This is a genomic window from Frigoribacterium faeni (genome assembly GCF_007988805.1).
Classification (GTDB): Bacteria; Actinomycetota; Actinomycetes; order Actinomycetales; family Microbacteriaceae; genus Frigoribacterium; species Frigoribacterium faeni.
This window is the reverse complement of the sequence record NZ_BJUV01000002.1, coordinates 153,528-164,987: the sequence shown is the minus strand read 5'-3', so window position 1 is coordinate 164,987 and position 11,460 is coordinate 153,528. Positions and strand designations below refer to the sequence as shown.

The following is an 11,460-nucleotide window of genomic DNA, read 5'->3' as shown; positions in this document are numbered from 1 at the left end:
GGAGGCCTGTCCCTACGCGCCGCACCGGGTTTCGTGCGCTGCACCGTGTCTCGTCGTGGTGCGTTGCACGGGACGCGGTGCGCTGCACGGAGGGAGGCGCGGTGCGCGATCCCGGGAACGCGCACCGCGCCTCCCGCGTCGACCGGCCCGACCCCTCGACGGGCCGGCGCGGTGGGGCTAGCGTGAGCGCCATGCCCCGCATCACCCCCACCCTCTGGTTCGGCCGCGACATCGAGGCCGCGGCCGACTTCTACGTCGCCCTGTTCCCCTCGTCGCGCATCACCGACGTCTCGCGTTACCCCGACGACCTCCCCGATGCGACGATGGCCGGTCGGGCCCTCGTCGTCGACCTCGAGCTCGACGGACAGCCCTACCGGCTGCTGAACGGCGGCGACGACGGGCCGAAGCCCACCGAGGCGCTGTCGCTGTCGATCTCGGTCGGGTCGCAGGACGAGCTCGACCACTACTGGGACGCCTTCGCCGCCGACGGCGGGGAGGAGGGGCGGTGCGGCTGGGTCACGGACCGCTGGGGCTTCTCCTGGCAGGTCGTGCCCTCGGTCATGGACCGGTACCTCGGAGGCCCGGACGCCGCGGGGGCGTCCCGGGCCATGGCCGCGATGATGGGCATGAACCGGCTCGTCATCGCCGAGCTGAAGGCCGCCTACGACGGCGACTGACCCGTCGACCCGCCCCCGCCTACCAGTCGTGGACGGTGCCGTCCGCGAGGCGGTTGTAGGGCAGGTACGCCTGAGCGTAGGGGTGGGCGGCCGCGGCCTGCTCGTTCAGCTCGACGCCGATTCCGGGCTTCTCGCCCGGGTGCAGCATGCCGCCCTCGAACGTGAAGCTCTGCTCGAACACCTCGTCGGTCCTCGCGCCGTGCTTCATGTACTCCTGGATGCCGAAGTTGTGGATCGCCAGCCCCAGGTGCATCGCGGCCGCCATGCCCACCGGCGAGATGTCGGTCGGACCGTGCATGCCCGACTTGATCTGGTACTGCGAGGCGTACTCGAGCACCCTCTTCAGGTGGGTGATGCCGCCGGTGTGGGTCACGGCGCTCCGGACGTAGTCGATGAGCTGCTCCCGGATGATCTGCTGGTAGTCCCAGACCGTGTTGAAGATCTCCCCGATCGCCAGGGGAGTGGTCGTGTGCTGCCGCACCAGGCGGAGGGCCTCCGGGTTCTCGGCCGGGGTCACGTCCTCCAGCCAGAACAGGTCGTACGGCTCGAGGCTCTTCCCGAGCCGCGCGGCCTGGATCGGCGTCATGCGGTGGTGGCCGTCGTGCAGCAACGGGATCTCGGGTCCGAACTCGTTCCGCACCGCCTCGAACACGGTGGGGACGTGGCGCAGGTACGACCGGGTGTCCCAGTCCTCCTCGTTGGGCAGGGCGCCGCGCTGGGCGGGCTCGTGGTCGTAGCGCACGCCGCTGTTGGCGTCGAAGGTGGCGTTCGAGGCGATGCCGTAGATCGACGTCAGGCCGGGCACCCCGGTCTGGACGCGGATGGCCTTGTAGCCCTGCTCCTGGTGGTCGCGGACGCTGTCGAACAGCTCCTCCAGGTCCTTGCCCGACGCGTGTCCGTAGGTCAGCAGCCCGGTGCGCGAGGCGCCGCCGAGCAGCTGGTACAGCGGCAGCCCGGCGACCTTGGCCTTGATGTCCCAGAGGGCGACGTCGACGGCCGCGATGGCCGCCATGGTGACCGGTCCCCGGCGCCAGTAGGCGCTGCGGTACAGGAACTGCCAGGTGTCCTCGATGCAAGCCGGATCGCGGCCGATCAACAGGGGCACGACGTGCTCGGTCAGGTAGGCGACGACGGCGAGTTCGCGGCCGTTCAGGGTGGCGTCGCCGAGGCCGGTGACGCCGTCGGACGTCGTGATCTTGAGCGTCACGAAGTTGCGGTCGGGGCTGGTGACGATCACGTCGGCTCTGTCGATGATCATGCGGTGTCCTCTGGAGCTCGCGTCCGGTCGACGGCGGTGTCGACCGGGCTGGTACGACCACTCTGGCGCATCGGCGACCGGGACGCCTCCCTCCTGCGCCGGCATCCGTGACGGGGGGGGGGAGTCGAGGAGGCGCGGGTCAGCGCATCTCGAGCGGCACCTTCGAGGTCGGCGCCGGGAACGCCCGTTCGAGTCGGACGAACGCCTGGTCGTCGAGGTCCACCGCGAGCGCTGCGGCGTTCTCGAGCGTGTGCTCGGCCGTCCCGGCCTTGACCGCGACCATCAGGTCGGGGGCGAGACGCAGCACCCAGGCGAGGGCGAGCTGGGTCGGCGAGATCCCCAGGTCGTCGGCGACCTCGCCGAGGACGGGGTGGTCGAGCAGCTCGCCGCCGTCGACGGGGGAGTACGACGTCAGAGGCACCCGGTGCTCGCGGGCCCAGGGCAGCAGATCGAACTCGGGCCCGCGGCGCGCGAGGTTGTAGAGCACCTGGTTGGTCTGCACGTTGCCGCCGCCGGGCACCGCGAGGAGCTCGTCGAGGTCGTCGACGTCGAAGTTGCTGACTCCCCAGCCTCGGATGGCGCCCTCGGCGACCAGCGCCTCCAGGCCCTCGACGGTCTCGGCCAGGGGGTGGCGACCGCGCCAGTGCAGCAGGTAGAGGTCGAGACGATCGGTGCCGAGCCGCTCGAGGCTGGCGTGGCAGGCGTCGACGGTGCCGCGGCGGGAGGCGTTGCCCGGCAGCACCTTGCTCACCAGGAACACCTCGTCCCGGCGACCGGCGACCGCCTCGCCGACCAGGGTCTCCGATCGGCCGCCGCCGTACATCTCGGCCGTGTCGATCATGGTCAGGCCCGCATCGATGCCGGCCCGGAGGGCGGCGATCTCCGCCTCTCGGCGGCGGGGGTCGTCACCGAGATTCCAGGTGCCCTGGCCGAGGGCGGGCACGGTGCGGCCGTCGGGCAGGGTGACGACGGGATGGGCGGGCGCGACGGGGGCGGTCATGCCGGGCGATGGTAGTCGTCGGTCGCTGCACGGGTCGCCGAGGTCGCCTCACGGGCCAGCAGGGTCGCGGCGGCCACGGCGGCCGGCATGACCACGACGGCCCCGAGCGGCACGAAGAAGAGCAGGTAGGTGGCGGTCCCGAGTCCGAGGGTGCGGGCGCGCCGGGTCGCCAGGAGCCGTCGGCGCTCGCGCAGGGTGCGACCCCGTGCGTCGAAGGCGTAGCCGGTCAGCTCGACGGCCAGGAACCACCCGCCGGTCAGGGCGCCGAGCAGCGGCACGACGGTCTGGCCGACGACCGGCGCGAATCCGCCGACGAAGAGCAGCAGGCCCACGGCCGCGGTCGCGACGAGGAGGCGCAGCGAGTCGCCGGCGCTCCGGGCCAGCCCGGCCCAGAAGCCGCGCGCGACCTCGGCCGGCGCATCGCCCTCGGCGGTCTCCACGTGCCGCCAGATGCGCTCGTAGAACGGGTCGCCGACCAGCAGGGTGGTCGCCGTGAAGGCGACCACGGCGAGCAGGACCGCCAGGGCCGTGAGTGCGAGGCCCGCCGCGATCCGCACGAGGCGGCGCGACCACTCCGGCCAGCCGTCGGCGAACGGCGTCGCCGCCTGCGCGAGGTCGTCGGCCGCGACGCCGGCGACCACGACCAGGCCGACGAAGACGGCGCCGACGACGAGCGCCGGGATCGCGCCGAGCAGCATCAGACGCGGCGACGTGGCCCAGAGGCGCAGGCCCCGACCCAGGAGGCCGACCCCTCCGACGAACTCCCCGACCACGCTCACCCCGAGAGCGTACCGAGTCGAGGAGGCGCGGGTCCGGTCGCGCCGCCGCCCCCCGTCCTCCCCAGCCCGCCTCCGGTCCTCCCTCCCCAGGCCGAGCGAGGCCGGGTCCGTCCACAGCCCCTGGGGCGTCCAGTCGTCCCCGGCCGATCGGATCGGCACCCTCGAGTCATGACAGCACTCGAGACCTACCCACCCACCCTCGCGCCCCGGCCGACGGCCCGTCAGCTCGAACGATTCGTCGACGACTTCTGCCTCGAGCCGTGCGAGGGTCGCGCCCTGCTCTGGATGTACCTCGATCACGAGGGCGTCCCGCTCGCCCCGCCGATCGCCGTGAGCGGCCTCCCGGTCGAGCCCGGCCACGACCGGGCGCAGCTCGTCGCCGCTCGCATCGTCGAGGTCGCGGACTGGGTGCAGGCGTCGTCCGTCCTCCTCGTCTGGCAGAGCGAGGACGAGTCGATGTCGGCGTCGTTCGACGACCAGCGATGGGCGCAGGCCATCCTCGCCCGGATCGAGCCGGGTGAACTCGTCGTGCATCCGCCGGTGAGACGGACGCCGTCCGACGTCGTCTGCATCCCCCTGGTGGGCTGAGACGTGCGCATCCGCGGAGACGAGCTCCCCACCGACCCCGACCCGAGGTTCCTCCGACTGCCCGACCTGCCCGCCGACGCGGACGAGACGGCGCTCACGGTCTACGCCGACGAGCTGTGCGACGAACCGTGCGACCGCGAGGTCGTCCACCTCGTCTACCTCGACGATCGCGGCCGACAGGTGGCGCCCGCCGGTCGCATCCACAACGCGCCGCTGCTCCCTCGGCCGGCGGAGCTGGACGAGTTCGTCGACATGCTGAGGCATCAGGGGCTGCGCGTGCGGGCCCGGCAGGTGGCCTTCGTGTGGCAGTCCGTGGACGACGGACCCGCCGACCGCCTCGGTGTCGAGGCGTGGTCGGCGGGTCTGCGGAGTCGGCTCGGCGCCGGGCCTCTGCGCCTCCGGGCGCTGTGGTGGCGGACGCCCGACGGCTACGTCCTCCTGACGGGAGGGTCGGAGCGGGTCACTCCGCCGGTACCTCGAACGTCGCCGAGATCACCGCACGGGCGAGGGTGTGGAAGTGCAGGTTGAACCCCAGGTAGGCGGGGCTCGCCGACTCGTCGACCCCGATCTTCTCGACGTCGAGCGCGTGGACGGCGACGAAGTAGGTGTGCGGTCCGTGCCCGGCCGGCGGGGCCGCGCCCACGTAGCGCGCGAGACCGCCGTCGTTCGTGAGCTGGACGGCCCCCTCGGGCAGGCCCGAACCGGTGTCGTCGCCCGCACCCGAGGGCAGGGACGTCGTGTCGGCGGGCAGATCGGCGACGGCCCAGTGCCAGAACCCCGACCCGGTCGGCGCGTACGGGTCGTAGACGGTGACGGCGAAGCTCTTCGTCCCCTCCGGCGCGCCCGACCAGCTCAGCTGCGGGCTGGCGTCATCGCCGCCGGGGCCCATGATGCCGCTGACCTGCGGGCGGTCGAGGGTGCCGCCGTCGACGAGATCGGTGCTCGTCAGAGTGAACGACGGCACCTCCGCGATGATGTCGTACGGACGGGTGAGATGTGATTCGGTCATGTGTTCCTCCGGTCTCGGATGGTCGTCTTCAGGTCCGGTCAGGCTGCGTCGAGTCGCTGGATCTCGTCGGCCGAGAGCTTGATCGAGGCGGCCGTGGCCGAGTTCATGATCGTCTGCGGTCGGGTCGCCCCGGGGATGGGGATCACGAGCTCCGACTTCGACAGCTCCCACGCGAGGGTGAGCACCTGCGGCGTCACGCGGCGGGCGTTGGCGATCTCGGCGAACACGGCGTGCTTCGACCCGAGGTCGGCGGCGTTCGTGATGCCTCCGAGCGGGCTCCACGGCAGGAACGCGATGCCCAGCTCGTCGCAGAGCACGAGCTCCTCCTCGCTCGACCGGAAGGCCGGCGAGTACTGGTTCTGCACCGACACCAGACGGTTGTCGAGCACCGTGTTCGCCTCGCGGATCTGCGCGGGGTTCGCGTTCGAGATGCCGGCCATCCGGATGATCCCCTCGTCGAGGAGCTCCGCGAGGGCGCCGATCGAGTCCGCGTACGGCACCTTAGGGTCCGGCCGGTGGAACTGGTAGAGGCCGATGGCGTCCACGCCGAGGCGCTTGGCCGACGCTCGAGCGGCCTCCTTGAGGTAGGCGGGGTCGCCGTTCTGGGCCCAGTCCCCGGGGCCGGGGCGCAGATGCCCGCCCTTGGTCGCGACGAGCACCTCCGTCGTGTCGGCGTGGTAGCTCGCCAGCGCACGGGCGATCAGCTCCTCGTTGTGGCCGACCTCGTGATCACCGGGCTGGTGGTACGCGTCCGCCGTGTCGATCAGGGTGATGCCCTGCTCGAGTGCGGCGTGGATCGTCGAGACGGCCTGTCGCTCGTCCGGTCGTCCCTCGATCGACAGGGGCATGCCGCCCAGGCCGATCGCGCTGACGGTGACGTCTCCGATTGTTCTCGTCCTCATGTCGTTCTCCTTCTCACCATGCGTAGTCTTCGGGCGACGTGCGGTGCCCGGGGAAGATCTCGTCCAGACGCGAGAGCGCGTCGTCGTCCAGCCGGATGTCGACGGCCGCGACGGCCGATTCGAGTTGAGCCATCGTGCGCGGCCCGGTGATGGGCCCGGTCACGCCCGGCTGGTGCAGCAACCAGGCGAGGGCGAGCTCGCCCGGCGCGTGGCCCAGGTCGCGGGCCACCGCCTCGTAGGCCTCGAGCTGGTCGCGGTGCGCGGCGACGTAGTCGGCGCTGCGTCCCTCGAGACGACGAGAGCCCTCCTCGGTCTTCTCGATGACCCCGCCGAGCAGCCCGCCGTTCAGCGGCGACCATGGGATCATGCCGAGTCCGTAGTGCCGGGCGGCCGGCAGGGTCTCGCGCTCGACGTCGCGCACGATCAGGTTGTAGATCGACTGCTCGCTGACGAGCCCGGTGAAGTGGCGCGCCTTCGCCGCCTCCTGGGCCTGGGCGATGTGCCAGCCGGCGAAGTTGCTGCTCCCGACGTAGAGCACCTTGCCCTGCTGCACGGCGACCTCCATGGCCTGCCAGATCTCGTCCCAGGGGGTCTCCCGGTCGACGTGATGGAACTGGTACAGGTCGATGTGGTCCGTCTGCAGACGGCGCAGGCTCGCGTCGAGCGCCCGACGGATGTGGAGGGCGCTGAGCCTGCCCTCGTTCGGCCAGTCGCCCATGTCGCCGTAGAGCTTGGTGGCGAGCACGGTCTTCTCGCGACGGCCGCCGCCCTTCGCGAACCATCTCCCGATGATCTGCTCGGTGATGCCCTCGCCCTTCTCCCAGCCGTACACGTCGGCCGTGTCGAAGAAGTTGACGCCGAGCTCGTGGGCCCGGTCCATGATCGAGTGGGAGTCGTCCTCCGTGGTCTGCGGACCGAAGTTCATCGTCCCGAGAACGGCACGCGAGACGGACAGCCCTGTACGTCCGAGGTGTGTGTAATCCATGTTTCCTGACTACGCTCCGACCCCCGCCGAGCTCTCAGGAAGGAAGGAAGGAGGCGCACGGCCCGGTGGCGCGCCCCTCCCGCACACAGACGCTTGGCAGCCGTCGCGGCGGTGCCTGCCAGGGCTGCTGCGTAGGGTCTCCCCATGACGAACCCGAGCACGAGCCCGCAGCGCGACGTCCCCGTGATCGTCACCGCGCCTCCCGAGGCCCACGGCGGCACCGGGCGCGGTCATCGCCTCCGTGCGACGTACCGGCGTCAGCGTGCCCGGCTCGACGGGTTCCCCCGTCTGCGCGCGCTCTACAAGGTCGCGGTGGCCGTGGTGGGTCTCCTCGTCGTCGTCATCGGGCTGATCCTGGTCCCGCTGCCGGGCCCGGGCTGGCTCATCGTGTTCCTGGGGGTCGCACTCCTGGGCACGGAGTTCCCCCTCGCCCACCGCATCCTGCAGTCGCTGCGCCGCGTCGCCCACCGTCTGCGTCTCCGCTGGCGGGCCTGGCGGGCCGCACGCGCCGCCCGGGCGGCGAACCCCGCGACGCGCTGACCCGTCCGCCGATCCCGACGCTCAGGCCACCCCCGGTATCCTCGTCGTCGTGACGCCCAGCCCCGCATCCGCGACCCCGTACGAGGTCCTCGGCGTCGCCAGCTCGGCCACGGACGACGAGCTCCGTCGAGCGTATCGCCGCCTCGCGCGCGAGACCCATCCCGATCTCGGCGGCAGCGCCTCGGCGTTCCGCGCCCTCCAGGTGGCGTGGGAGCAGATCGGCACGCCGGAGGCGCGAGCGGCCTACGACCGGCGACGTCCGACGTCGACCGGGCACGCTTCGACCGGTTCGGGCGCCGGCGGCTCCTCCGCCTGGTCCGCCTCGGCCGGCTCCGCCACGGGCTGGGCTCCTCCGCGCGAGTCGAACCGCACCGACTCCAAGCCCCGGGCCCGCGTCCACGGGCATCCCGGGGGAGCGAACCGGGAGCGCTACCTCGACCTCATGCGCGAGTGGGTCGGGCGCGGCGTCCCCCTCGACGATCCGTACGACGAGCGCCTGGTCCGCACCGCGCCTCCCGAGATCCGCCACGTCCTGGCCGACGCCCTGGCGGAGGAGGCCACCGTCGCCACGGTCACCGAGCTCGGCATCGGCTTCACGATCTGGAGCGACGTCGACGCCGGGACCGAGGGCAAGCTCGACCACATCGTCCTCGGACCCTCCGGTCTGTTCGCCGTCCAGTCGTCCGACTGGGGGAGCGAGGTCTCGCTGCAGAGAGGCGAGCTCGTCGGGCGCGGCATCCCCGAGCACGAGCAGCCCGTCCGCGATCTCACGCGCCAGGCCCGTGCCGTCCGACGGGACACCCGGGTCTCGTTCACCCATCAGCTGATCGTGGTGCCCGACGACGACTTCGCCGCCGCGCTCGAGCCGGTGGGGCGCGGTCGCCGCAGCGGCACGTTCGTGCTCCGTCGGTCGCTGCTCCCTCAGGTGCTCCGCCACGGGCCGGACCTCTCCGACCGCAGCACGATCTCCGACGTCTTCGAGATCCGCGATCGACTCCAGCAGACCGTCCGCTTCGTCTGACGCCGACGGCCCGTCGATCCCGCGCAGCATCGTGCCCCGGGCAGGCTGACCCGACATCGGGTTCCGGGCCAGCCCGAGCCTTGTTCGGAGTCCACCGACGATCGGTTGGGTCGTCGCCCGCCGTGCGTGTGGCAAGCTCGACGTCGTGACCATCCACGGACCTGCCGACGGCTGGGTCGAGAGCCCCGACGGCCGTCGCTTCTGGGGTCGTGCCGGAGCCGCCGGCCTCCTCGCCGTCGACCCGGACGACCGCGTGCTGCTGCAGCACCGAGCCGAGTGGAGCCACTTCGGGGGCACCTGGGGTCTCCCCGGCGGCGCCCGGCAGTTCGACGAGAGCGCGGTCGACGGCGCCCTGCGCGAGAGCGGCGAGGAGGCGGCCGTGCCGGGTGAGTCCCTCCGCCTGCTGTTCGCCTCCGAGCTCGATCTCGGGTTCTGGTCGTACACGACGATCGCGGCGCGTGTCCGCACCCCGTTCACGGCCGTCGTGTCCGACGCCGAGAGCCTCGAACTGCGCTGGGTCCCTCGTTCCGATATCGACACGCTCCCTCTCCATCCCGGGTTCGCGACGTCCTGGCCCGGTCTGTCGGCGCACCTGGACACCGATCTCCACCTCGTCGTCGACGCGGCGAACGTGGTCGGGTCGCGCCCCGACGGCTGGTGGCGCGATCGTGCGGGGGCGGCCACGCGCCTCCTCGGCGACCTCTCGGCGGCGATCGACGGAGGCCTCCCCTCCGCCCTCTTCGTCGATGCGCCCGCCTCCGGTCCGGGGGCTCCGACCTCGTGGTGGCCGTCGACCACCGTCGTGCTCGAGGGCGAGGCCCGTCAGGCGACGGGACCGGCCGAGGGGCTCCTCGTCGACCGTGCGGACGCCGACGGCGACGCCGCCGTCGTCGCGCGCGTCGAATCGATCCTGACGTCCTCCGAGGAGGCGCGGGTCGTCGTGGTCACGGCCGACCGGGGACTCGCGGCTCGCGTCGAACGCCTCGGGGCCGACGTCGTGGGCCCGACGCGCCTCCTCGACGCTCTCGTCCGCACCTGATCGAGGCGCATCGCCCGACGAGTCGCCGCCCCGACGACGACGTGCCCGCCACCGCCCCACGGGGCGACGACGGGCACGTCGGGTGCGGCCCGGTCAGGCGGCGGGGCCGTCGCCCAGGGGGACGGTCGCGGTGTGCGAGGCTCCGGCCGCATCGGTCCAGGCGACCGACACCTGGTCGCCCGACTCGTGGGCCTGGATCGCCGCCGTCAAGGCGGAGGCGTTCGCGACGGCGGTGCCGTCGATCGCCGTGATCGTGTCGCCCGCGACGAGACCGGCGGATTCCGCGGCGCTTCCCGCGACGGTGCCGGCGATGGTGACTCCCGCGGTGGTGCCGCCGGTCGTGGCGTCGGAGATCTGCGCGCCGAGGAACGCGGGCAGTCCGATCTGGATCGTGTCGCTTCCGTCGCCGGCCACGATCTGCTTGGCGATCGACAGAGCGTCGTCGGCGGGGATGGCGTAGCCGGTGATCGGCGTGCTGCCCGAGGACGCTGCGGTGACGATGCCGACCACGTCGCCGTCCGCGTTCCGCAGCGGTCCGCCGGAGTCGCCGGAGACGACGTCCGACTGGATCTCGATCAGGCCGGACAGCGACTCGCTGCCGGAACCCGTCTCGCTCTGCACCTGGATGGACTGGTCGGTGGACAGGACGCTGCCCTCGGCCGTGACCAGGTCTCCCGTGCCCTCGGCGTTGCCGGTGGAGTGCACGCTGTCGCCGGTCGCGACTCCGTCCGAGTCCGCGAAGGACACGGGGGTGAGGCCGCTCGCCCCCTGCAGCTGGAGCACGGCGACGTCGTTGGTCGCGTCCGTGCCGACGACGTCGGCCGTGTAGGTCCGGCCGGTGGTCTCGTCGGTCACCTCGATGCTCGTGGCTCCCTGAACGACGTGGTTGTTCGTCAGGATGAGGCCGTCGGCATCGAGGATCATGCCGGTGCCCGCCGACTTGTAGGAGTCGTCGTAGTTGAGGGTCGAGACGATCGTGACGACGCCGGCGGTCTCGTCCGCGGTCGCGGGGGTGGCCGTCGATTCGGTCGCGCCCGTCGACCCCTGCGAGTCGCCCGTCCCGCCCTGGGTGCCGTCGGTGCCCTGGCTGCCCCCGAAGGGCGACGTGCCGGTGCCGCCCTGGGGCGACGTGTACTGCGGGGCGAGCTCGATCGACTGCTGCTGGGACGCGGCGTTCGCGGCTGCGATGCCGGCGGTGTGGCCGATGGCGTACGCCGCGCCTCCTGCTCCTCCGACGCCGATCACGAGCGCCGCGGCCGCACCGGTCAGCAGCATCCAGCGCTTCGGCCGGGTCCGCTTCCTCGGGGCGGCGAAGGCGGCGGGGACGCCGGTCGGTCCGGAGGAGGGGTGCGCCTGGCGGGCGTCGTAGGCCTGGTGGGCGTCGTCGGGGCGGCCCATCCACGAGGGGGCTGCGGCGTTCACGTAGCGGGCGTCGGACGAGCCGGTGACGTGCGGAAGGATCCGGGCTCGGTCGGAGCCGGGTGCCGGCTCGGGTGCGGTGCCGATCTGTTCGGCGTGCGGTGCGCTGTCAGCCGTCGAGGGCGTCACGGTCGTGGCGTCGTCGTCGTGCGTGCCGTTCGTGGCGTCGCTCTCGCGGTCGTTCATGGGGTGCCTCCTGTGGCGGTGGTGATGACGGTGAGATCATGCAAGCGCCCGATCCCA

General features: G+C 72.4%; 13 protein-coding genes. 6 read left to right on the top strand and 7 right to left on the bottom strand.

Translation table 11 applies throughout. The features are described from left to right. Nucleotides 1–191: 191 nt before the first annotated feature. Entirely contained in the window at nucleotides 192–677 is a 486-nt protein-coding gene (locus FFA01_RS01900; RefSeq protein WP_146852395.1) for a VOC family protein, read from the top strand. Between the two features lie 19 nt (nucleotides 678–696). Here FFA01_RS01900 and manD read toward each other — a convergent pair whose 3' ends face one another. The 3 genes from manD to FFA01_RS16060 all read right to left on the bottom strand — a co-directional run bounded on the left by manD (nucleotide 697) and on the right by FFA01_RS16060 (nucleotide 3,714). Then, entirely contained in the window at nucleotides 697–1,935 is a 1,239-nt protein-coding gene (manD, locus tag FFA01_RS01895) for a D-mannonate dehydratase ManD (protein ID WP_146852393.1), read from the bottom strand. A gap of 139 nt (nucleotides 1,936–2,074) precedes the next feature. Next, on the bottom strand, nucleotides 2,075–2,935 hold the full coding sequence (locus FFA01_RS01890) for an aldo/keto reductase (protein ID WP_146852391.1): 861 nt from the start codon (nucleotides 2,933–2,935) through the stop codon (nucleotides 2,075–2,077). Beyond that, complete coding sequence (locus FFA01_RS16060; RefSeq protein ID WP_208720826.1) at nucleotides 2,932–3,714, bottom strand: EI24 domain-containing protein; 783 nt, start codon at nucleotides 3,712–3,714, stop codon at nucleotides 2,932–2,934. The genes FFA01_RS01890 and FFA01_RS16060 overlap by 4 nt, the downstream gene beginning before the upstream one ends. 168 nt (nucleotides 3,715–3,882) lie before the next feature. Between FFA01_RS16060 and FFA01_RS16055 the strand changes: the two genes are divergently transcribed. Next, nucleotides 3,883–4,302 carry a hypothetical protein gene (locus tag FFA01_RS16055; protein ID WP_208720825.1) on the top strand — a complete coding sequence of 140 codons (420 nt, stop codon included), beginning with the start codon at nucleotides 3,883–3,885 and terminating at the stop codon, nucleotides 4,300–4,302. Between the two features lie 3 nt (nucleotides 4,303–4,305). Further along, nucleotides 4,306–4,830 carry a hypothetical protein gene (locus FFA01_RS01880; protein ID WP_146852387.1) on the top strand — a complete coding sequence of 175 codons (525 nt, stop codon included), beginning with the start codon at nucleotides 4,306–4,308 and terminating at the stop codon, nucleotides 4,828–4,830. Here the strand turns inward: FFA01_RS01880 and FFA01_RS01875 are convergent. The 3 genes from FFA01_RS01875 to FFA01_RS01865 are packed head-to-tail and all read right to left on the bottom strand — an operon-like array spanning nucleotide 4,763 to nucleotide 7,198. Further along, entirely contained in the window at nucleotides 4,763–5,311 is a 549-nt protein-coding gene (locus FFA01_RS01875; RefSeq protein WP_146852385.1) for a YbhB/YbcL family Raf kinase inhibitor-like protein, read from the bottom strand. The two genes, FFA01_RS01880 and FFA01_RS01875, sit on opposite strands and share 68 nt — an antisense overlap. A 38-nt stretch (nucleotides 5,312–5,349) precedes the next feature. Beyond that, on the bottom strand, nucleotides 5,350–6,213 hold the full coding sequence (locus tag FFA01_RS01870) for an aldo/keto reductase (protein WP_146852383.1): 864 nt from the start codon (nucleotides 6,211–6,213) through the stop codon (nucleotides 5,350–5,352). 13 nt (nucleotides 6,214–6,226) lie between these two features. Continuing rightward, the gene (locus FFA01_RS01865; protein WP_146852381.1) at nucleotides 6,227–7,198 is read right to left on the bottom strand and encodes an aldo/keto reductase; all 972 of its coding nucleotides are present in this window, start codon (nucleotides 7,196–7,198) and stop codon (nucleotides 6,227–6,229) included. 144 nt (nucleotides 7,199–7,342) lie between these two features. Here FFA01_RS01865 and FFA01_RS01860 point away from each other — a divergent pair, with 144 nt between their 5' ends. The 3 genes from FFA01_RS01860 (at nucleotide 7,343) to FFA01_RS01850 (ending at nucleotide 9,798) form a co-directional block, all read left to right on the top strand. Further along, nucleotides 7,343–7,738 (top strand): PGPGW domain-containing protein, encoded by a 396-nt coding sequence (locus tag FFA01_RS01860; protein ID WP_146852379.1) that lies wholly within the window; start codon nucleotides 7,343–7,345, stop codon nucleotides 7,736–7,738. Nucleotides 7,739–7,787: 49 nt separating this feature from the next. Further along, nucleotides 7,788–8,759, top strand: a complete 972-nt coding sequence (locus tag FFA01_RS01855) for a DnaJ domain-containing protein (RefSeq protein ID WP_146852377.1) — start codon at nucleotides 7,788–7,790, stop codon at nucleotides 8,757–8,759. A 145-nt stretch (nucleotides 8,760–8,904) separates the two neighbouring features. Beyond that, nucleotides 8,905–9,798 carry an NUDIX hydrolase gene (locus FFA01_RS01850; protein WP_146852375.1) on the top strand — a complete coding sequence of 298 codons (894 nt, stop codon included), beginning with the start codon at nucleotides 8,905–8,907 and terminating at the stop codon, nucleotides 9,796–9,798. 93 nt (nucleotides 9,799–9,891) lie between these two features. Here the strand turns inward: FFA01_RS01850 and FFA01_RS01845 are convergent, their stop codons facing one another. Further along, nucleotides 9,892–11,403, bottom strand: coding sequence for a S1C family serine protease (locus FFA01_RS01845; RefSeq protein ID WP_146852373.1), 1,512 nt, complete (start codon nucleotides 11,401–11,403; stop codon nucleotides 9,892–9,894). Between the last annotated feature and the right edge of the window lie 57 nt (nucleotides 11,404–11,460).